This window comes from Aliivibrio sp. S2TY2 (assembly GCF_028765525.1).
Classification (GTDB): Bacteria; Pseudomonadota; Gammaproteobacteria; order Enterobacterales; family Vibrionaceae; genus Aliivibrio; species Aliivibrio finisterrensis_A.
The window spans coordinates 77,806-101,043 of record NZ_JARACS010000001.1 but is presented as its reverse complement, the minus strand read 5'-3'; the positions used below and the strand labels follow the sequence as shown (position 1 = coordinate 101,043).

Sequence of the window (23,238 nt, the reverse complement as noted above, 5' to 3'; positions counted from 1 at the left end):
CATACGGTAAATTAATATAAAAATATACAAAAGGGATTGACGATGCCATTTTACAAACCATTTATACTCTCCGCTGGGGCTCTTATTTTATCAGGCTGTGCAAGTGTTATGCCTCTTACTGATAAGGTAACAGGTGAAGACTTATTTCAAACCAATAAACCCGTTTATACCTTGGTAAATTTACATCCTGATGAAAAAAGAATGAAACTATATTCTGTTAACTATCAGCAAGATGGTTTGATCCCTGTTTGTACAAAAGTTAATATCGTTAACGTTCAAAATAAACGATTAACGTTTGCAATTGATGGTACAGATAAACAGTATGCTTTTGATAAACACCGCTCTTCACCCGACTTTGCTAAATATCTCAGCAACTATTTTGGTACTGAATGTAATAGCTCAAAAATTAAAAAACTCAGCACAGTAGATCAACAAGGCATTAAAAAAGGAATTGTCACAAAAGGCATGACCAAGGAGGGGGTTAAATATGCGATTGGCTTCCCACCTGAGCATAAAACTCCTGACTTAAATGGCAATGAATGGCTATATTGGAAAAATAGGTTCAACACTTTTAAAGTTGAATTTAAGAACAATAAAGTCTCCAATATTATCGACTAATCTATTGAACTTTAATAAATATCAGTGGTTTCTTGCTTTTGAACAAAGTTTCACTCAGTACCACTGATATGATCATTTTCATCTTCTAATACTATGGCTAATTTCGTGACTCAATATAAAAATGACCCTTTTAATGCACTAGAAGCAAAAACAGAAGCACAGAAACTCTCTTTTGCCCCTATCGTTTTTCATACCGCTCGTACCCTCAGAGATCTTGGTATTCTTGCCGCGCTAGATAAAGCAAACGATCAAGGCTTAAACGCTGTGCAATTATCTCAAGAGACTGGCGTTTCAGAATATGGCGTTAAAGTTCTTCTAGATATGGCGCTGAGTGCACATATCGTTACATGGAATGAGCCTAATTATGTCCTTGCCAACTTAGGTCACTTTTTATTACACGACGGTATGACCAATGCGAACTTAGATTTTACTGCTGATGTATGTTACGCCGCAATGATGCACCTTACTGAAGCCATTCAAGAAGGTACTCCTGCAGGCCTAAAAGAGCTTGGTGACTGGCCAACAATTTATGAAGGCTTATCTCGATTACCAGAGAAAGCAAAAGAGAGCTGGTTCAAATTTGATCATTTCTATTCAGACCGTTCATTCCCTATTTTATTAGAAAAAGTATTAAGTCAAAAACCAAAACGTCTTTTTGATATTGGTGGTAACACGGGTAAGTGGGCACTGCAGTGCTGTAATTACGACAATGATGTTGAAGTCACGATTATCGACCTTCCGCAACAAATCGAAATGGCATTAAAAAATGCAGAACAACGAGGCTTTGCTGATCGCATAAATGGTCACCCAACGAATATGCTCGATAAGAGCCTACCATTACCCCAAGGTGCTGATGTGTGGTGGATGAGCCAATTCTTAGACTGCTTCTCTCCTATGGAGATTTTAAGCATTTTAAAACGCGTTCGTGCTGCAATGTCTACAGACGCCAAAGTGTATATTCTTGAGCTATTTTGGGATGCTCAAAAATACGATGCGGCATCATATAGCTTAAATGCAACCTCACTATACTTTACGTGTTTAGCAAATGGTAACAGTCGTTTTTATCGTTGCAGTGATTTCTTAGAAATTATTGAAGAGGCTGGATTCGCTGTTGCTGAGCAAACAGATAACATTGGTTTAGGCCATACGTTACTCGAACTTCGTGCTAAATAATTACATTTCTTAACCTGATATATCTATAATTATTAGAAATGTTTTGTCGTCGCTTTAGCTTATCTTATTAACTAAAGTGACGATTTTGTATCTTCATTAGGAGCGCTTGTGCTATCACCACAATCAACCCAAGTTGCCATCATTGGTGCTGGGCCATCAGGGTCTATTGCTGCTGCGTTATTAAAACAACACAATATTGATTGCATTGTTTTAGAAAAATCAACATTCCCTCGTTTTTCTATTGGTGAAAGTCTTTTACCTGCTTGCATGGAATCAATCAAAAAAGCAGGTATGCTTGAAGCCGTGGAAAAAGCAAATTTCCAGTATAAAGATGGGGCCGCTTTCCATTTTGATGGTACGTTTACTTCATTTGATTTTACCGAAAAATTCTCTCCTGGCGCAGGAACAACTTATCAAGTTCAACGTGGAAACTTTGATAAAGTATTGGCAGACAGCGCCCAAGAGCAAGGTGTCGAGATCCGTTACCAACACGAAATTACTGATGTTAACGTATCTCAAGCTAAAGCCCTGCTTTCTGTTTTAGATGCCGATGGTAATCCTTATCAAGTTGAAGCTGATTTTGTCTTAGATGCGAGTGGGTTTGGTCGTGTGCTTCCAAAAATTTTAGAATTAGAAGAGCCTTCTTGCCTTCCACCACGAAAAGCGATTTTTACTCATATCACTGACAATATTACTGACATTAACTATGACCGAAATAAGATCCTTATCTCGGTTCATCCAACCAACACTCAAGTGTGGTATTGGTTAATTCCATTCAGCAATGGTACTTGCTCTTTTGGTGTTGTCGGCGAACCTGAGTTTTTTGAACACTATTCTCAAGACAATATAGAAGCATTAAAGCAGCTTGCAACAGAAGACCGCAATCTGCAACAGTTGCTTGCTCATGCCAAATACTCAAATCCAAGTGGCGAGATCATGGGCTATTCTGCCAATGTGACGACACTTTGTGAGCGCAACTTTGCTCTTTTAGGTAATGCTGGTGAGTTTCTTGACCCTGTGTTTTCTTCTGGCGTCACTATTGCGATGAAATCGGCTGAGTTAGCTGCCGAGTTATTGATTAAACAATTCAATCAAGAAGAGGTTAATTGGCACATTGATTACTCAGATAAGCTAATGAAGGGCGTAAACACCTTCCGTTGTTATGTGGAAGGTTGGTACGAAGGGACATTCCAAGACGTTATCTTCCATGAAGATTCAAACCCTAAAATCAAACAAATGATCAGTGCTATTTTGGCTGGTTATGCGTGGGATGAAGAGAATCCTTTTGTTGCTGAACCTGAACGCCGTTTAAAAGTGATCGCTGAGTTATGTAAGCCATGAATTAAATAATTCAATACTCACTCCACCATCAAAAAAGGCATCCAAATTCTAGATTGGGTGCCTTTTATGTTTTTTAGGTATCAAGCCTATTTATGCCTGTTCACTCTCGATAACCGCTTTGAGGCTATGTGGATGAAGCTTTATACACACTCCTTGATATTTAAAAGCAACGGTATAATTTGCAATTCGCTCAGCATCCCCTGATGGGCAGCTCTGTTTTACTTTTACGCCTAAAGACGCCAAGTTATCCCATTTCTCTTCTAGCTGTGGAAATGTCTTAAATACATATTCCAAAAACGCCTCTTGAGAATTAACATTGCATGGAATAACCCATTCCACATGCTCCCAACCTTGTTGCGGGTAACTTTTTTCGCCCGGATATGGCAACTCTAAACATTCAATAGACCAACCACTAACCTCTAAAGGTTGATTAAAGCCTAGAGCAATAATTGGGCGACCATTGATCTCGTTATTTGACCATTCTTCAGCTTGATGTAACCACGCTTGATGAGCTGCTTCTGCAACCTCGCGATCATTAATTCGTAACGCAATATGATCCGCTTGATATTGAGTTAAATCGATCTCTAATACATCCAATAATTCTTGAATCCTCTCCATGAAAGAAGGCAAGGAATTAATCAATTGCTGAGGCTCTAATTGTTGTTGTTTTAATAATAGTGATGACATGAAGGCAACCTAACGGTAAAAAAGAGAAACTGAATTGTATCAACCTCTTTACTTGATGTTTAGAACCTTTCGAAAAATAGCCCCTAAGTTGCAATAAAAAATAACAGAAACTATTAAATATCCCGTGTTTTATTGCTATTATTACCCACTATTTTGCTTTCCATGCAACAGCATTCCTGTTTAACAGCGATATGAAGGATAACCTCTTTGAATATTCAATCACTTATTAACGACAAAGTTTCTCAAGCCTTAGAAGCAGCCGGCGCGCCAGCAGGCAGCCCTGCAGCAGTTCGTCAATCTGCAAAAGCACAATTTGGTGACTACCAAGCTAACGGCGTAATGGGCGTAGCTAAGCGACTAGGTACAAACCCACGAGAATTTGCTCAGAAAGTACTGGATGTTTTGGATCTTGATGGCATCGCTAGCAAAACTGAAATTGCAGGCCCTGGCTTTATCAATATTTTCTTATCAGAAGAATTTCTAGCACAACAAGCAGAAGCGGCATTGGCTGATGAACGCCTAGGTGTTGCTAAAGAAGAACAACAAAACATCGTTGCAGATTACTCTGCACCAAACGTTGCAAAAGAAATGCACGTGGGTCACTTACGTTCAACTATCATCGGTGATGCTGTTGTTCGTACTCTTGAGTTTTTAGGTCACAATGTTACTCGTGCTAACCACATCGGTGACTGGGGTACTCAATTTGGTATGCTTATCGCAAACCTTGAGCGCATCCAAAAAGAGAAAGGCGAAGTTTCTATGGAACTGTCTGATCTTGAAGGTTTCTACCGTGAATCTAAAAAACTATACGACGAAGATGAAGAGTTTGCAGTAACTGCACGTGGTTACGTTGTTAAACTTCAAGGTGGTGACGAGTTCTGTGCAGAAATGTGGAAGAAGCTTGTTGACGTAACTATGGTTCAAAACCAACGCAACTATGATCGCCTAAACGTGTCACTGACTCGTGATAACGTAATGGGTGAAAGTATGTATAACAGCATGCTTGCTCCAATCGTTGCTGATCTTCAAAAGCAAGGTTTAGCTGTTGAGAGTGATGGTGCTCAAGTCGTTTACCTTGATGAATACAAGAACAAAGATGGCGAGCCTATGGGCGTTATCGTTCAAAAACGTGACGGCGGCTTCCTGTACACAACTACTGACATCGCTTGTGCTAAATACCGTTTCGAAGAGCTGAATGCAGATCGTGTTCTTTACTTCATCGATTCACGTCAACACCAACACCTGATGCAAGCGTGGACTATCGTTCGTAAAGCGGGTTATGTTCCTGAGAGCGTGTCTCTAGAGCACCACGCGTTTGGTATGATGCTAGGTAAAGATGGTCGTCCATTTAAAACTCGTGCAGGCGGTACGGTTCGTCTGGCTGATCTTCTTGATGAAGCAGAAGAGCGTGCAACAAAACTAATCGAAGAGAAAAACAAAGATCTATCAGCTGAAGAAAAAGCTAAAATTGCTACAACCGTTGCAATGGCTGCAGTTAAGTACTCTGATCTTTCTAAGCACCGTACTACGGACTACATCTTCGATTGGGACAACATGCTTGCATTTGAGGGCAACACAGCGCCTTACATGCAATATGCATACACTCGTGTTGCTTCTATCTTCAGCAAAGCTGGCTTGTCTATGGATGAGTTAACGGGTGAAGTTAAGATCACTGACGAGAAAGAAAAAGCATTAGTTGCTAAGTTAATGCAATTTGAAGAAGCGGTTCAAGCAGTAGCAAGTGAAGGCCAACCTCACTTAATGTGTGCTTACCTATTTGAACTTGCTGGTCAATTCTCTAGTTTCTACGAAGCGTGCCCTATTCTTAACAACGAAGATGAAGCTGTTAAACAAAGCCGCCTGAAACTAGCTGCATTAACAGCTAAAACGATCAAACAAGGCCTAGACTTATTGGGTATTGAAACGCTAGAGCGTATGTAATATCAATAATATAGCCGAATAAAAAATGCCGCTAACGTGAGTTAGCGGCATTTTTTTATTAATATAAACAGCAAGAGTACGTAAACTCTTGCTGGGTCTTATCGTTAAATCTTAAATTGAGATACTTGCTCATTCAATGAATCAGCATGCATTTTTAGCTCTTGAGCTTGGCCTAGGCTGCTCTGAGCCGATAACATGATATCTTCACTGGTCTCTTTTATCGTCATCGTATTATCATTCATTTCAAGAATCACTTGGCTTTGCTCTTCTGCAGCTGTCGCAATTTGAGTAGCCATATCTGAAATTAATGCAATAGCTTGGTTACTTTCATTCAAACTGTCAGCGAGATGATCAATATCACTCACTGTTCCTTCCACCGTTTGTTTATTTGACTCCATTGCCTCAACTACTTTACTTGTCGATTTTTGCAATGTTTCAATCATTGAATAAATCTCTTGCGTTGAATCTTGTGTTCGTTTCGATAATACACGAACCTCATCAGCAACAACGGCAAAACCTCGACCTTGCTCACCAGCACGAGCCGCTTCAATCGCCGCATTCAATGCCAATAGATTCGTTTGTTCTGCAATAGCTTGAATCGTTACCAAAATCCCAGAAATAGAATTTACATGGCTATTTAGCTCACTAATAACGTCTGTCGTATTTGATACTTCAAGCGCCAATTGTTGAACAGAGTGACGGGTCGAACTAGCTAACGTTAATCCATCTTCAGAATTTTTCGTTGATTGCTGAGCGGCAGTTGCCGTTTGAGCAGCATTCATCGCGATATCACTCGCTGCTCCGGACATTTGATTCATCGCTGTTGCTACAGAAATCAGATTTTCTTGCTGACTTTCTAAACTCTTCATTGTTAATTGGCTGTTTTCCACACCATGTGATGCGTCTTTTTCTAAATCCACACTTTGTTGATTGATATGACGGATCAGAGCGTGTTGACTATCTGTAAATACATTAAAGCTGTTTGCCAATTCACCAATTTCATCATGAGATTCGATTTTTAAGCGCTGTGTTAAATCACCATTACCATTAGCAATAGCACCTAATGCATGCGTAATTCGTAATAATGGAGCAAACATCAAATTCATCACATAAACCATGATAAGAATACTAAGTAATAAAACAATACCTGCACTCAATAACTGACTGGTTAATTGTGCTTTTAATGGCGCGTCTAATGTTTCTTTATCAATCGCAAGTAATAACGTCCAATTAAGATCTGGGATCGTCATTGCCCAGACCAGTTTTTCTTTGTTTTGTGAATCGAAGATCACTTGAGTAAGTTGTTTATTTTTAGATGCTTGCTCTACCTGCTGGATATTTAGTTGAGCACTCACTTGTGATATTGACTGTTGAACTAACTCTTTATCTTTGTAAGCAATGATCTTACCGTCTTTATCAATAAGTAATGCTTCCCCCTTATCAGGCAAAGCCATTTCTGATACTTGCTTAATGAGAGTAGCAATTGATAAATCCGAAGCCACTACTGCATCATCAGTAGCTTTTGCTATTGTCACTACTGTATCTTTTAAGATTGGCTCTAGATAAGGCGAAGTGACTAAAGTTGAGCTTTGCTTTTGAGCATCCATATACCAATCGGCATCACGTAGATCTAAACCTGTTACGTCAAGAGTTGGATCTGACGTAAGTAAGCGGCCATCATAATAAGTATAATAACTGATTAAAAATCCACCTGAACTTTGTGCCAAATACAGCAAATCTTCGCTATCATTTTTGTGATTAGCTAAACCATTTACAATGCTTATTCTAAAGTTCATCCACTCGTCAATTTTTGTTGAGTGTAAATCAGAAAGGCGATTTAGTTGCTGTAATGCTGTTTCATACACATGTTTTTTTTGCTCAGAGTAACTCTGCCAAGAAAGAAGGAAAACAACAGAAACTAGCGACAAAAGGGTAATAAAAAGAATTTTTTTCTTTAATGAATAATTTTTCATATATACAACTATAAATATGTTTTGTTAAAAAAAACAAAATACACTTTATGCTTATTGTGAAAACACCATCGATGAAATCAAACTTATCCTTAATAAACTTCATTATTGAGTATCATTTAAGCGTTAAAAATGACTGACAACTTGTCAATCATCACGGACAAGAAAGCCGAACGTCTAAGGCTACTCTTAAACGTTCGGCTCTCATTTTTATCTTTTAAAGGGATTGCGGCGAGCAATTTATACTAATATTACATTAAAACCAACGTTCAAATTCACTTCGATCTAACTGTTTAAACGCTTTATTTAAAATATTAGCTAATTCTTTATAACGTGGCTGGCTCTTCATTGGCTCTAATGCAGCCCCTGATTCTATAATCTTTTGATATAACTCTCGGTACCAACTCGCGAGCGCTGGTGGTAATTTTGTATTCGCTCGATTACCTAACCACCAAAAGCCTTGTAATGGCATACTCAATGCAAATAACGCAATGATAATCGCTTGTGCCAACCCAGCTGTATTATTGAAAGCCATCTGGGTTAGTACGCTAATTACAGCAACTGCTGGCATTACCTTTACGGCAAACTTAGTTGCTTTAATTACACGATGTTCTGGGAACATTGGAGCTAACTCTTTTCGCTCAGGCCAAGTGTCCATGTAGGTTTGGCCGTCTCGAAATCGGAATAGAAAACCGTTTTCACTCATATTGCCCCCTTATATTCTAAACAAAAGTTTAATTATTCAAAAATATACAGAATAAACTTGATTAGAATTAATATTATCTTAAAATATTTTTGTTATCTTAGCGCACAATCGTTATCCTATGCGCTGATTTATTTTTTTGCTGTAGTTCTACTATAAGCTAAAATAGGATAAATCGGCAAGGACTGCTGTAATGCTCTTTCTAAGGATAGCCAACTTTTTTATGCAAATGCGGTAATAATCTTCTGAATTAACTGTATTTGTCATTGTTATGTCATTCACGACATAACTTTAATTACTGATGAATAAATAGGTATTTATACATGTCTAAGCTGGTTTTAGTTTTAAACTGCGGTAGTTCTTCTCTTAAATTTGCGGTTGTTGACGCAGAATCTGGTGCAGAGCACTTAACTGGTCTTGCTGAGTGTCTTGGTCTTCCTGAAGCTCGTATGAAGTGGAAACTTGATGGCAAGCACGAAGCTCAACTAGGTGCAGGCGCTGCACACGTAGAAGCTCTATCATTTATGGTAGAAACTATCCTTGCATCTAAGCCAGAGCTTAAAGCTAACCTTGGCGCTATCGGTCACCGTATCGTACACGGTGGTGAGCAATTCACTAAGTCAGCACTAATCACTGACGAAGTACTTAAAGGTATTCAAGACGCTGCAACTTTTGCACCTCTTCATAACCCTGCTCACATCATCGGTATCGAAGCAGCTAAAGCTAACTTCCCAGGCCTTCAAAACGTTGCTGTATTTGATACTGCTTTCCACCAAACTATGCCTGAAGAGTCTTTCCTATACGCTCTTCCATACAACCTATACACAGACCACGGCATCCGTCGTTACGGCATGCACGGTACTTCTCACCTGTTCATCACTCGTGAAGTTGCTGGTCTATTAAACAAGCCAGTTGAAGAAGTTAACATCATCAACTGTCACCTAGGTAACGGCGCATCTGTATGTGCAATCAAGAACGGTCAATCTGTAGATACTTCTATGGGTCTTACTCCTCTTGAAGGTCTAGTAATGGGTACTCGTTGTGGTGATATCGATCCTGCGATCGTTTTCCACCTACATGACGCACTAGGTTACTCTGTTGAGCAAATCAACAACATGCTAACTAAAGAGTCTGGCCTACAAGGTCTAACTCAAGTGACTTCTGACTGTCGTTTCGTTGAAGACAACTACGGCGAGAAAGAAGAAGCAACTCGTGCGATGGATGTATTCTGTCACCGTCTAGCTAAATATGTTGCGGGTTACACAGCAACTCTAGAAGGTCGTCTAGACGCAATCACTTTCACAGGCGGCATCGGTGAAAACTCTGCTCCAATCCGTGAAATGGTTCTTAACCGTCTAGGCATCTTCGGTATCGAAGTTGATGGCGAAGCTAACCTTAAAGCGCGTTTCGGTGGTGAAGGTACTATCACTACAGCAAACAGCCGCATCCCTGCAATGGTTATCTCTACTAACGAAGAGCTAGTAATCGCAGAAGACACAGCTAAATTAACTGGTCTATAATATATCTCCTAAAAGGCTAGCCATTAGGTTAGCCTTTTTTCTTTCTATGGCTTTATTTTTTCAATAAGGTCTCTTGCCCCAATAGTGTAGAGGAATCTTCCATGTCTCGTACTATTATGCTTGTTCCAATCAGTGCTGGTGTTGGTCTAACTAGCGCAAGTTTGGGTGTTTTACGTTCTATGGAACGTAAAGGCGTAAGCGTTTCTTTTTACAAACCTATCTCTCAGCCTCGTCACGGTGGTGATCAACCTGATCTAACTACTTCAATCGTGACTAGCAGCAGCGATATTAAAGCAGCAGAACCAACTACCGTTTCTCGCGCAGAAGAACTACTACGTAACGAACAATCAGATGTTCTTCTAGAAGAGATCGTTGCTCGTTATAAGTCTATCAGTGAAGATACTGATGTGACACTTATCGAAGGTCTTGTTCCTACTCGTAAGCACCCATTTGCTAACCAATTGAATGGTGAAATCGCAAAAACTCTGGGCGCTGAGATTGTGTTTGTAGCTACTCCTGGTACAGATAATCCTTCTCAACTTAAAGAGCGTATCGAAGTAGCATGTTCTAACTTCGGCGGCACTAAGAACAAACAAATCGCTGGCGTTATCATCAACAAGCTAAATGCACCTGTTGATGAAGCGGGCCGTACTCGCCCTGACCTATCTGAAATCTTTGATGATGCAGATGCTACGACTAAAACTAACCTTGAAGTAATGCAAATCTTCAATTCTAGTCCTATTCGTGTTCTTGGTTGTGTGCCTTGGAAAATCGATCTAATCGCTACGCGTGCTATCGATATGGCTAAACACCTTAATGCTGAAATCATCAACGAAGGTGACATCGCGACTCGTCGTATTAAGAGCATCACTTTCTGTGCACGTTCTCTACCGCACATGATTGAGCACTTCAAACCAGGTTCTCTACTAGTAACTTCTGCTGACCGTCCTGACGTTATCGTTGCTGCATGTCTTGCTGCAATGAACGGCGTAGAAATCGGTGCGATCTTACTGACTGGCGGTTACGAGATCCCTCAATCAATTGCTGAACTTTGTAAGCCTGCTCTAGAGTCTGGTCTTCCAATCTTCACAGCGCAAGGTAACACTTGGCAGACTTCTCTAAATCTACAAAGCTTCAGTCTTGAAGTTCCTGCAGATGATAAAGAGCGTATTGAGTTTGTTAACGAGCATGTTGCTAGCCACATTGATGGCCCTTGGATTGACTCTCTATCTGAAGGTACTGAAGGCATTCGTCGTCTAAGCCCACCAGCATTCCGTTACCAGTTAACTGAATTTGCTCGTAAAGCAGCTAAACGTATCGTTCTTCCTGAAGGTGATGAGCCTCGTACAGTTAAAGCTGCGGCTATCTGTGCTGAACGTGGTATCGCGACTTGTGTTCTTTTAGGTAATCCTGAAGAAATCCGTCGTGTTGCTGCGCAACAAGGTGTTGAACTTGGTGCTGGCGTTGAGATCATCGATTCTGAAGCTGTACGTGAAAACTACGTTGCTCGTTTAGTTGAGTTACGTGGCGCGAAAGGCATGACTGAAGTTGTGGCTCGTGAGAAACTGCAAGATTCAGTATTCCTTGGTACTATGATGCTTGAAGCGGGTGAAGTTGACGGTCTTGTGTCTGGTGCGGTTCATACCACAGCAAACACTATCGTTCCTCCGTTCCAAATCATCAAAACAGCACCAGATGCTTCTATCGTATCTTCAATCTTCTTCATGCTTCTGCCTGATCAAGTTCTTGTATACGGTGACTGTGCGATCAACCCTGATCCAACAGCTGAGCAACTTGCTGAAATCGCTATCCAATCTGCTGACTCTGCAGCGGCATTTGGTATCGACCCTCGCGTTGCAATGATCTCTTACTCTACTGGTGAATCTGGTAAAGGCGCAGACGTTGATAAAGTACGTGAAGCAACAAAACTTGCTCAAGCAAAACGTCCTGATCTAATGATCGATGGTCCTCTACAGTACGATGCTGCAATCATGGAAAACGTAGCTGCTTCTAAAGCACCTAACTCTCCTGTTGCGGGTAAAGCGACTGTATTTGTATTCCCAGACCTAAACACTGGTAACACAACATACAAAGCCGTTCAACGTTCTGCTGACCTAGTATCTATCGGTCCAATGCTTCAAGGTATGCGCAAGCCAGTAAATGACTTGTCTCGTGGCGCTCTAGTAGACGATATCGTTTACACTGTAGCTCTAACGGCTATCCAAGCTTCTCAAGCAGAGCAAGCTGAAGAAAAAGTAATTAACTAATTTTATGCTCTAGCAATAGAGTTTAGTTAACGAAAATAGAAAGACACGCGATGCAAATTGCGTGTCTTTTTTTGTGCTTAAAACAGGGACTAGGTTTTAAAAACAAAAAAACGAGAGCCAATTGGCTCTCGTTTTTATTTGTTACGCTAATAAAGCTAGGCGACTATCGTATGTAAGTAGTCATTAACTCGTTTTGATACACTGGGCGATACCAGACACGCTCTGCCTCTTGGCAACACTGAGTCTTGTCACACCCAATAAGCTCACGAGTTAACTTCCCTTTCTTCACCCAGAGCTCAAGCATTGCATCGACACCATCTTCACTCATACTGAACTTCTTAGCTAAAGTAATGCGTTCAACTCGACCTTGTTCATCAATGTACTGTTTAAGCTCTGTTAAAATCATACTAAGGCTGCCTCTTGTTGCTCTACTTCTTTACTCTTGTGTTTCAAGGCAAGATAAGTCACTGCCATTGCGATTAGCGAAATTGCAATCCACATGCTGCTTGTCATTGGTGCATTAGAGAAATTCGCAATTTGGTAATACAGCGTTGATGATACGTACGCTAATAACATCGTCCAGCCAGCAATGAAGTAAGAGTACTGACGACCAAACTCTCGCATATATGCACCCATTGCAGCCACACATGGAGTGTAAAGCAGAATAAAGATTAAGTAAGCCATCGCACTTGCGCTTGTCACAAAGTGAGATTGTAGATTACCAAAGATTGAATCAGCAACACCTTGGTCTTCTGCAACAGCACTAGAGTCTGTTAAGTCACCCACTTCAACACCTAATGGATCTGAATAGCTTAAACCTGATAGGTTGTCAGGAATAGACATCACCGCCTCTTCAAGACTTGCCATTAAATCAAACTCAGCACCTTCATCAGCTGGATCTGAATATAAGCTGTTTAATGTACCGACTACGGCTTCTTTTGCAAAAATACCGGTAATAATACCCACGGTTGCTGGCCAGTTATCTTCTTGAATACCAATTGGCGCTAATACTGGAGTTACGATTTGAGCGGCTTTTGATAATACAGAATTTTCACTGTCTTCGTTACCAAATGAACCGTCCATACCCAATGAGTTAAAGAAGCTTAAAATAGTTACAACAACAACAATCGTTTTACCTGCACCAAGAACAAAGCGCTTCAGTTTCTGCCATGTTTTAATCATGATGTTACGTATTGTTGGAAATTCATAATCTGGAATTTCCATGATGAACGTATCACTACGGCCTGGATAGATTGTGTGCTTCAATAGTAAGCCTGTGAAAACAGCCGCTAAAATACCTAAGAAATACAAACCAAATACTACGTTCTGACCATTTTCTGGGAAGAAAGCTGCAGCAAACAAAGCATAAACAGGAAGACGTGCGCCACATGACATAAATGGAGCCATTGATGCCGCCAGTTTACGTTCACGCTCTTGCTCTAACGTACGAGTCGCCATAATAGCAGGAACGTTACAACCAAAACCTAGAACCAAAGGAACAAACGCTTTACCTGGTAAACCAATCTTCTGCATTACTTTATCAAGTACAAAAGCAGCGCGAGCCATATAACCCGAGCTTTCAAGTAGAGATAGGAATAAGTATAAACAACCGATCACAGGAATAAATGTCGCGACGGTTTGAATACCACCACCAACACCATCAGCGATAAGTGTAACTAACCAAACAGGCAAATGGCCATCTAATAAATAATGGCTACCATCAACGAGTAATGCACCAACACCAATATCAAAGAAATCAATAAATGCACTACCAATGTTAATAGAGAACATAAACATCAGGTACATGACCAAGAAAAAGAAAGGAATACCGATCCATTTATTTAAAATCACACGGTCAATTTTCTCACTAACACTGTGGCTTAAACCGCCTTCTTGACGACGTAATTGCTGACATAATTGATGTAAAAATGTGTATCGACAATCCGCAATATGAAAATCAGCTTCGACTTTCGTCGTTAATACATTAACGATATTAGCCACTGCATTTCTTTTTTCTGCTTCTAATGCATTCAATACTAACGCGTCATTTTCTAGTGCACGAATAGCCAGTGAACGACTTGATGCGTAATCGCTTGTAAATAATGATGAAGCTTCTTCTATTGCCGCCTCAACTTGCTCGCCGTATGTCAACTCAAGCGGAGCCATTTTGATGCCTTGGGCAATAGATTTATGAAGTTTTTCTTTAAACTTATGAACTTGGCCATTATTGTTTGCAGAAAGTGCAAGTACTGGGCAGCCTAGTTTTTTCTCTAAACCTTTAATATCAAGAACTTGTCGTTGACGCTTTAATACATCCATTTTATTCAGTACAACGATCATTGGGCGACCCAATTCACGCAACTGTAATGTCATGTATAAACTACGTTCTAAACAAGAGGCATCCACCACATTAATAATCACGTCAGCATCATGTGTTAAAACCGCTCTTGAGGCGATGGTTTCATCAAGGCTATTTACATCATTACCACTGTCTAGTGCGTAGATACCAGGTAAATCCGTTAATAAAAACTCATCACCAGAACACGTATATTTACCGGTTTTCTTTTCGACAGTTACACCAGCCCAGTTACCAACTTGTTGCTTAGCACCAGTTAGGCCATTAAATAAGGTTGTTTTACCACTGTTTGGGTTACCTACAGTTAGTATTTGATACTGCATCTTATAATTCCTTAACTGTGATCTGTTCTGCTAAATTTTTACGAATAGCGAGAGAAGTACCTCTTACGCTAATTTGTAATGGGTCACCCATTGGAGCTTTACGCAAAATAGAGATTTCCGTATGCGGTAGCATTCCCATTACCATTAACTTCTTTCTTGTATCTGTTGGTAATAAAGACATATCTGTTACTACGGCTTTTTTTCCGCTATCTAATTGCGTTAGTTTCATCTCAAGCTCCACGATAGTGAGAATCATTATTATTTCGTTTCATTCTATAACTTACGCTTACATTTTTCTTGCGCTAAATCAATTTTTGTCAGTAAATTGACAAAAATCCTATAAATTTAAACTTTTATGCGGAAAATATCTTTTGTGATACCGCTTCCAAGGCAACGTCAATTACGTCAAAAACCTCAAGTAAAAAACAACGTCAAAATAATGCAAGGATAGCAACAAAAACGCCACCAAATAAAAATCATTAAAATTCAATAACTTACAATTAATTTAAATTGATGGCGGATTTGTACCTGTAGATTGTCGTTATTTTGATATGTAAAAAAAGAAAGCCAACGTATAGTTTCTACATCGAGAGGGAAACTTCTCAAACTTTTATTCTAATAGAGGTAATGAGATTTATCTTATTACCTCGGCAGCAAGCGAAGGCACCATTGGTGCCCGCGACGTAGTCCCCCCGGCTACGTCGCGATCTTTTTTTTCTCTTCTTTAAATTCATAACCTATAAATTATCAGCACCTTACTTTCAATTCATATTTTTAAGCTATAAGTCGAAAAATCTAATCTATAGCATTAATAGGCTATCTAATATGAGTTTACATCACTCCTCATTCTCACTAACGAATTGTGTAGGGGATAAACCATAATGTCGCTTAAATCGCTTACTAAAATACGAAGGGTCATTAAAACCAGAATCAAATGCTGCATCCGCAACTTTATTCCCTGCAATTAATAACTCACAGGCTTTTTCTAACTTAATTTCAATCAGATATTCCATAAACGAGCGCTGAGTGAGCTGCTTAAATTTACGTTGAAAGTTTCGCTCTGAGATAAATAATGCTTTTGCAACTAACCTGGTTCCAAATGCAGGGTTAGAGTAATTCTCTTCCACAACTGTATAGACACTAATTAACCATTCTTGGTTAACACTCTTTAACTCATTACTCTTTGTATCGACACTTTCATTAAGTTTTTTATCAGCTAATATATCTAGCGCTATTGGCCACGATAATAATATTTCATTATCTTTGTCGGTGTTTTTTACAATTTCAAAATGACCGCCATTCTGTACAGTAAGTTGTTTAACCGATACTAAACCTACTGCTTGATTAAACATTTCAATTGCTTGAGTTAAATCAACCCTCTTTAATTCATCAAGTTCATGTTCTGGGATACATTGTCCGACACTAATAAAGTAAATCGTTACTCGTACATCATCAGATTCAATACGAATATTAACCTTCTCCCCACATTCGCTTCTCTTTAATAAGCTTAAAAGTACATTATTAAAAATGGCATCGATCAATAGCGGCTGAACGTATATTGAACAAGATTTTGAATTATCCTCTAGCTCAAGATCGACATCTTTAGTTTGGAACTCCTCTTTCCATCCTTTAGATACTGCTCTTAGTAATAAAGACAGCACTTGATTAGTTCGCATATTTTTCTGCCGTAAATCTAGCGGTTCTATATGAGAAAGCTGCTTTAATAGGGTTAAGCTGTATTCACACTGATTAGCTAAAGCAAGATTTATTAATGAGCCCTTTTTCTGGAGATCTGCTTGAATGTCTTTAATTGGTAGCTGAGCTTGCTCTGAAATTTCAGAAATAACATGCTGCCTTACAGTAAGTAACTTCTGTAGTTGGCGGTTACTAGAAACCAGAACTTTGCCTTGATTACTCAACTGCTGAGTTTTAATTTCTACGCTTTTCTTCAATCTCTCATTACTCTTCTTTATCTCTTTAGAACGCCAAGAATAAATACCAATAACAGTGAATACTAATAAAGAAAACACTAATACGATAAACCAAGGAGCAAAAAACCAAGGGACTTCAACATAGAATTGAAACTCAGTAACATTACTGCTTCTCTGCCCATTATTACGAGGCTTGATACGTAATGTATATTTACCTGAGTTTAATGAATCAAAAATAAGTGAATTACCATCGAAATCTTGCCACTCCTCATCAGTCCCTCCGACTAATTGATAAGAAAGCGACGTATTTTGAAATTCAGGAAGTATCCCAAAAAGAAATGAAATATTAGAGCCATAAGGAAGAGGTGATGTTAGCTCTTTATCAGCCCCGTAGCTGACCGTTCTATGATCAACGTTAATCTTCCCAAGTACTACCTTTGGTTTCGCAATCTGATACTCAAGTAAAGCTAGTTCGTTCGTAAATATTACGCCATCTTTACTAGCAAACATCATGCTTCCATCTGTAGATATAGAGCATAAATCGGGAAGCAATTCATTATCAATTAACCCTATCTGACTCCCGAAATGTTTAATTATTCGCCCTTGATGCGTGTATAAAGTCAGCCCTTTACTTGAGGACAACCAAACCCCATTACTTGTTGGCATTACGCAATGTGGCGTCGTATATTCGGCCGAAAGTGTCACATCTTCTCGTAGTCCTTTTTTATCTCTTATTTGCAAGCCATAGTTACTGACAATCCAAGTGTTATCATACTCAGTATCCGACATATCAATAATACTACCGGCTCTTATATAGGCGTAATCAAAGATAAGTGCCCCATTATCATAATGATAAAGCCCTACATTTGTACCCACAGATATTACACCGCTTTTATTCTCATAAAGGTGAGTTATATGAGTTAAGTATTTTTGTTCAACAACCCAAGAAAAACCCAAGTTAATTAACTGCTTGGTTTTTGTATTAAACTTATATAAACCGTTTTCACTAGAAAACCATAGCATGCCTGTGGAATCTTTAAGTATGTGACTAATGTTCCGATGGTTAACACTTTTAAGTGAGGAAGGCCTTGTTATCGCTTTGGTTTTACGATCTACCTGATAAACACCAGATTTTGTCGCAACCCAAATATTCATGTCATCTGAAGAAATGGCATTGATAGGCTTAGACATAATTTGAGCAATAGGTAATTGAGGACTTTGATTATTTAATAAATATAGACCCGAGAATGAGCCAATCCAAGCCTCATTATTGTCACTCTGCAATATAGATGTGATCTCATTAATATCTAATTGGCCATTTGCTTCTTTATATCGAACTCGCGGGAACAACTGTGTACTCTCAGAGTAATAGCTCACACCATTATCTGTGGCTATCCAAAGCCCATTATTTTTATCTGCAACAAGCGCATATATTTTATTTCCCTCTAATGAATAATCATCACGGACTACCGCTTTAAAGTACTTTAAATGCTCATTGTTAATATTCCACTTATACAAGCCTTGCTCAGTTCCAAACCACCAATTATTAGTTGTTTCAGCAAAAGACAATAGTGATAACTCTGTAGGTACTTTTTTAATGACCTCTAATGACTCGCCTTTTAATTCTGTTATCCAAACGCTGTTATGAGCACCTAAAATTATCTGTTTTTTCTCTTGAGAATAAAATATAGCATCAATATATTGCCCTAAAAGCAACGGAGTAAAGCTCTCTGTAAGCAGGCTAAACTCAAATATTCCTGCAGAAGTAGAAACTAACCATCTTTTATCAATTTGAATGGCTCCTGTAATTTCTATTGCATCAAAAATTACACTGCTGTTTGAATTGTTAATCTCTGATGTATAAACTTTCTGAGTCTCTGGTTCATAGATAAAGAAACGATCTGCGTCGCTCCCCCAAAAGGCTCCATCTTCTTGGTTTAAGGTTCGAAAATTAAAGTCTTGAGATAAAACAGCTTCGCTTGTAAAACCACTATTTTCAGACCATGACTGTATTTTATTCTCTTTAATGAACCAAAATTTTTGCTCAAAAAATGAAATGCGCCGAGGTAATGTCTTGTCTGATTTTTCCCCTAACGTAAACATATTTTGTCCATCAAATAGATGAAGCTGACCATATACATCGTACATCCATAATGCTCCATCATCACGAAGGAACAGTTGCTGAGCTGTAATATACTGACCATCACTATGAATTGGCATTGGGTAAAAAATAGTATTATCTGAACGAGATAAAGAGTAAGTAGAGAAAGAAAGGAAAATACTTAAAATAAGTATTCTGAATAAAAGCATCTACTCGCCTTGAGGTATAAAGAAAAAGTATCAACATGATAGGAAAACTCTTTCTATATAGCAATGAATACTAAGATGATTCATTAATTCGTAGAGTCTATTCTACAGAGTAAGCTCCCAACAAAAAAAAGCCCTTTCTATTCTTTTAAATAGAAAGGGCTATACAGATTAATATGGTTACTTAAACTTGATCTCGCAAAGCATCAATCGTCAATCTAGCCTGTTGCTTAAATTTCGCTCTCTCAGACTCTTTTACTGGTGATGCTTGAGGCAGCGGGACTTTCATGGAGTTCACTGCACGACCATTTTTAATCAGTTCATAATGCAAATGTGGTCCAGTCGAGCGACCAGTATTACCACTCAATGCAATTTTGTCACCCATGGATACTTTTTGCCCTTTCTTCACTAATATTTTACTTAGGTGAAGATAACGCGTCATGTATTCGCGCCCATGTTTAATAACAACATAATTACCAGCCAATGGATGATGTAGCGCTCTTACCACAACACCGTCTCCGCTGGCATACACTGATGTACCTACAGGAGCGGCAAAGTCAGTACCATTATGTGGAGAAATTCGCCCTGTCACTGGGTGTTTACGATACGGATTAAATGATGAACTAATTCTAAAACGCTGATGTGTGGGATAGCGTTCTAAAGCACGGTTTAAGCTGCGTCCTTGCACATCATAATAATTCCCATCGGTGTGTTTAATCAGTGTAATTTCTCGAGAACCATTTTGATACAAGACAGCTTCTACATCACCAGAGGACACGGCTTTACCATCAATAAACTCTTTATTAATTTCAACCGCAAATTTATCCCCTTTTCGAGCTTCTTTACCAAAATCAAACTTCCATTGTAGCTGTTTTGCTAATGTTTGAATTTGCCCTGGAGTAAGCCCTGCTGAACGCGCAGAGTTATAAAAGTTACTGGTTACTCGACCAGAAAGAAAAACAGGTTTGATCTCTCCTTTCTCTTCCTTTTGAGTAAAGCTGTATTTACCATCGGTCCAAGAGTACACATCGGTGTCTTTAATATTTCGATGGATCTGTAACTCTATAAGTTTACCATTTTCATCTTGCTGCCACTCTAAATCAACACCAACACGCATGTTTGCTGCCGATTTATTTACAGCAAGTAATGCATACATATCAGATATAGGCAATGCATATTGATTAAAGATCTCTCCTAGAGTTTCCCCAGACGCAACAGTGTGTGAATGAACAATATCTTGAGCATCTATTTGCTGATCTAATTCATCTTTTGGAGCATTGAAATCAGGATCATCAGGCTCAAAAATAGTCCCTACGGGCTCACTGTTTTGATCGGCTAATGTCTGTAAATTTTCACTAGATAACTTAACCTGACCTCTAATGGGTTCTGAAGAGGTGCTGTGTCGATTATGTGTAGGCTCCCAGATCAAAATGGCACACGTAAACAATGATAACGACAATAACGCGAATTTATGCCTTTTGGATAGCGTGCCTAATCTTGCTGTAACTGCTTCTTTATATTTTATTGACTTAAACAACGTGATAACTCATTACTGATAGTTGATAGAAATATAAAATATGCTCCTACTTCATCTGATTGCTGTATGGCTAGAGGATCAAGTTCTCCCTTATTAACTTCTGTTCCTCTGGTAATAGTTGTCACTATTGCTGGCTCAAACTGAGGTTCAGAAAACACACATACTGCTTGTTGATTTAAAAGCGATTTTTTAATTTTAATCAAAGATTTTGCACCCGGTTTTCTATCCGGACTCACCGTAAAGTGCCCCAAGTTATTCATTCCAAAATAACGTTCAAAATAACCATATGCATCATGAAAAACAAAGTAACCTTTGTCTTGCACTGGTTTTAATTGATTTGAAATAGTCTTCACAGCCTGTGTTAACTTATTTTCAAAGGCTGTAAGGTTAGACTCATATTGCTCTTTATTCAATGGATCAATTTTGATCAGTTGTTGAGTTATCTCTTTTGCTACACCTAACGATTCCTTTGGACCTAACCAAAAATGTGGATCGGTACTATGATGATGTCCATCTTCATGAGAGTGTCCCTCTTCCCCATGCTCATCAAAATGATAAAAATCAACTGAAGGAAATTCACTGATCGTGATGACATTTTTTTTATCTGCAATGATTTTGCTTAAAAAAGGTTCTAAGTCATTTCCATACCAAATAACAACATCAGCTTGCTTTACCTTTCTAATATCCGATGGACGCAAAGCATAATCGTGTGGAGATGCCCCACTTGGTACAAGATAAGAAGTGTCAGAAATGCCGTTTGTTAATTCCTGAACAATGAGATTAATTGGCTTTACTGACGATAATACTGTCATGGCTTGTGCTGTTCCGCTCAAAAAGGTAAACATACACAGCAAGGTTAATTGAATATTTCTTCTCATTTGCTTCTCTTAAAAAATGTGATAGCGATTGGATTTCTAAAATGTTACATTATAACACTTACTAATTGCAAACGACTCTTATTTAAAAATGACTTCTTTACTCAATTTACAAGATGTTTGTGTGGTCTTCGATGGGCGCCATGTGATCGATAACGTTTCTTTAACTATCGAGCCAAACAAGATCATCACTCTTATAGGCCCTAATGGTGCAGGAAAGTCTACGTTAGTAAAAACCATTCTTGGCTTGCAGAAACCAACCAGTGGAACAATAAATCGAAATAAAAAACTTCGTATTGGTTACGTTCCTCAAAAACTGCATTTAAATGATTCCTTACCTTTAACGGTTAATGGTTTCTTAAAATTAGCAGGAAAATACAGCCAACAAGAGCATCTTGATGCCTTAAAATTAGTCGAGGCTGAACATCTACTCAATTCAAACATGCATAAGCTGTCAGGTGGTGAATCTCAACGGGTATTATTAGCAAGAGCATTATTACAACGCCCTGATCTTCTTGTTCTTGATGAACCAGCTCAAGGTGTTGATGTTCAAGGGCAAATTAGCCTGTACGCTTTAATTGAATCTATTCGTCACCGCTTTAATTGTGCTGTATTTATGGTGTCACACGATTTGCATCTGGTTATGGCAAAAACAGATGAAGTTATTTGTCTTCAGCATCACATCTGCTGCTCTGGTGCTCCAGAATCCATCTCTAAGCACCCCAAATACATTGCATTATTTGGTCAACAACGAGATCAACAATTGGCGTTTTATCATCATAACCACCACCATGATCATAATCTATCCGGTGAACCTGCTGATGGCTCGTGCTGCAGTAAGAATAAAAAGGCCTCTTCATGATTGAATTTTTACTTCCTGCACTGTTAGCAGGCTTAGGTATTGCATTACTTGCTGGCCCTTTAGGCTCTTTCGTTGTATGGCGAAAAATGGCTTATTTTGGTGATACGTTAGCTCACGCCTCTCTACTTGGTTTATCTCTTGGTTTTTTATTTGATATTAATTTAAACCTAGCTTTAGTCGTTTGTTGTGTTGCTATTGCTTTGTTATTGGTTACCTTACAAAAACAACGTTTAGTGGCAACCGATACATTACTTGGAATATTGGCTCATAGCTCGCTTTCATTAGGACTAGTCGCTGTTAGTTTTTTAGATAATGTTCGAGTCGACTTAATGTCTTATTTGTTCGGGGATCTGCTAGCGGTCACTTACGATGATTTAATCTATATTTATACTGGTGTGTTTATAGTTCTTGGCTTAATACTTTTAGTATGGCGTCCATTACTTTCATCAACAATCAGCGAAGAATTAGCTCAGGTCGAAGGCGTTAATGTGGAATTAATGCGTTTAGTTTTAATGTTAATGGTTGGTTTAGTGATTGCGATTTCGATGAAGTTTGTCGGCGCGTTAATTATTACGTCTTTACTTATCATTCCAGCTGCAACTGCTCGCCGATTTTCACGCTCTCCAGAGCAAATGGTAGTACTTGCTTCTATTTTTGGTTGTATCGCAGTAATGGCAGGTTTAGCATTATCTTGGCATTATGATACCCCTGCAGGTCCTTCTATTGTCGTTTCTGGGGCCGCTATATTTATGCTAAGTCAATTAAAGAAAGCGCATAGCTAACATCATAAAAAAAGCAATACGATATGGTTCGTATTGCTTTTTTTT

Annotated in this window: 17 protein-coding genes; 8 read left to right on the top strand and 9 right to left on the bottom strand. The window is 38.9% G+C overall.

The features are described 5' to 3' along the window. Positions 1–42: 42 nt before the first annotated feature. From PVK63_RS00430 to PVK63_RS00420, 3 genes are all read left to right on the top strand, one after another. Complete coding sequence (locus PVK63_RS00430; protein ID WP_130043144.1) at positions 43–618, top strand: hypothetical protein; 576 nt, start codon at positions 43–45, stop codon at positions 616–618. 105 nt (positions 619–723) lie between these two features. Then, positions 724–1,791, top strand: coding sequence for a methyltransferase (locus PVK63_RS00425; RefSeq protein WP_130043143.1), 1,068 nt, complete (start codon positions 724–726; stop codon positions 1,789–1,791). A 108-nt stretch (positions 1,792–1,899) separates the two neighbouring features. Next, on the top strand, positions 1,900–3,132 hold the full coding sequence (locus tag PVK63_RS00420; RefSeq protein WP_130086615.1) for an NAD(P)/FAD-dependent oxidoreductase: 1,233 nt from the start codon (positions 1,900–1,902) through the stop codon (positions 3,130–3,132). 90 nt (positions 3,133–3,222) lie between these two features. On the opposite strand, the gene PVK63_RS00415 is transcribed toward PVK63_RS00420, so the two are convergent. Next, positions 3,223–3,819: a VOC family protein gene (locus PVK63_RS00415; protein ID WP_130086614.1), complete on the bottom strand. Its 597-nt coding sequence runs from the start codon at positions 3,817–3,819 to the stop codon at positions 3,223–3,225. Positions 3,820–4,026: 207 nt separating this feature from the next. Here PVK63_RS00415 and argS point away from each other — a divergent pair, with 207 nt between their 5' ends. Continuing rightward, positions 4,027–5,760: an arginine--tRNA ligase gene (gene argS, locus PVK63_RS00410; RefSeq protein ID WP_130043140.1), complete on the top strand. Its 1,734-nt coding sequence runs from the start codon at positions 4,027–4,029 to the stop codon at positions 5,758–5,760. Positions 5,761–5,864: 104 nt separating this feature from the next. Here argS and PVK63_RS00405 read toward each other — a convergent pair whose 3' ends face one another. Next, positions 5,865–7,733 (bottom strand): methyl-accepting chemotaxis protein, encoded by a 1,869-nt coding sequence (locus tag PVK63_RS00405; RefSeq protein WP_130086613.1) that lies wholly within the window; start codon positions 7,731–7,733, stop codon positions 5,865–5,867. A 253-nt stretch (positions 7,734–7,986) separates the two neighbouring features. After that, positions 7,987–8,436, bottom strand: a complete 450-nt coding sequence (gene yfbV, locus PVK63_RS00400; protein ID WP_130043138.1) for a terminus macrodomain insulation protein YfbV — start codon at positions 8,434–8,436, stop codon at positions 7,987–7,989. Positions 8,437–8,756: 320 nt separating this feature from the next. On the opposite strand from yfbV, the gene PVK63_RS00395 reads away from it, so the two are divergent. Both PVK63_RS00395 and pta read left to right on the top strand, forming a co-directional pair. Then, positions 8,757–9,953 carry an acetate kinase gene (locus tag PVK63_RS00395; RefSeq protein WP_130048056.1) on the top strand — a complete coding sequence of 399 codons (1,197 nt, stop codon included), beginning with the start codon at positions 8,757–8,759 and terminating at the stop codon, positions 9,951–9,953. A 101-nt stretch (positions 9,954–10,054) separates the two neighbouring features. Continuing rightward, positions 10,055–12,220: a phosphate acetyltransferase gene (gene pta / locus PVK63_RS00390; RefSeq protein ID WP_130048057.1), complete on the top strand. Its 2,166-nt coding sequence runs from the start codon at positions 10,055–10,057 to the stop codon at positions 12,218–12,220. Between the two features lie 163 nt (positions 12,221–12,383). On the opposite strand, the gene PVK63_RS00385 is transcribed toward pta, so the two are convergent. The 6 genes from PVK63_RS00385 to znuA form a co-directional block, all read right to left on the bottom strand. Continuing rightward, positions 12,384–12,626, bottom strand: coding sequence for a FeoC-like transcriptional regulator (locus tag PVK63_RS00385; protein WP_130048058.1), 243 nt, complete (start codon positions 12,624–12,626; stop codon positions 12,384–12,386). Next, positions 12,623–14,899: a Fe(2+) transporter permease subunit FeoB gene (gene feoB, locus PVK63_RS00380; protein WP_274439746.1), complete on the bottom strand. Its 2,277-nt coding sequence runs from the start codon at positions 14,897–14,899 to the stop codon at positions 12,623–12,625. Before feoB ends, PVK63_RS00385 begins: the two co-directional genes overlap by 4 nt. 1 nt (position 14,900) lies before the next feature. Continuing rightward, positions 14,901–15,128: a FeoA family protein gene (locus PVK63_RS00375; protein ID WP_045101569.1), complete on the bottom strand. Its 228-nt coding sequence runs from the start codon at positions 15,126–15,128 to the stop codon at positions 14,901–14,903. Between the two features lie 607 nt (positions 15,129–15,735). Further along, entirely contained in the window at positions 15,736–19,140 is a 3,405-nt protein-coding gene (locus tag PVK63_RS00370; protein WP_130086611.1) for an AraC family transcriptional regulator, read from the bottom strand. 181 nt (positions 19,141–19,321) lie between these two features. Next, positions 19,322–20,662, bottom strand: coding sequence for a murein DD-endopeptidase MepM (gene mepM, locus PVK63_RS00365; RefSeq protein WP_130086741.1), 1,341 nt, complete (start codon positions 20,660–20,662; stop codon positions 19,322–19,324). Beyond that, positions 20,659–21,552: a zinc ABC transporter substrate-binding protein ZnuA gene (gene znuA, locus PVK63_RS00360; protein WP_130043132.1), complete on the bottom strand. Its 894-nt coding sequence runs from the start codon at positions 21,550–21,552 to the stop codon at positions 20,659–20,661. The genes mepM and znuA overlap by 4 nt, the downstream gene beginning before the upstream one ends. Positions 21,553–21,640: 88 nt before the next feature. On the opposite strand from znuA, the gene znuC reads away from it, so the two are divergent. Continuing rightward, on the top strand, positions 21,641–22,411 hold the full coding sequence (gene znuC / locus PVK63_RS00355) for a zinc ABC transporter ATP-binding protein ZnuC (RefSeq protein WP_130048062.1): 771 nt from the start codon (positions 21,641–21,643) through the stop codon (positions 22,409–22,411). After that, positions 22,408–23,193, top strand: a complete 786-nt coding sequence (gene znuB, locus PVK63_RS00350) for a zinc ABC transporter permease subunit ZnuB (protein WP_130086610.1) — start codon at positions 22,408–22,410, stop codon at positions 23,191–23,193. The genes znuC and znuB overlap by 4 nt, the downstream gene beginning before the upstream one ends. The last annotated feature ends 45 nt before the right edge of the window (positions 23,194–23,238 follow it).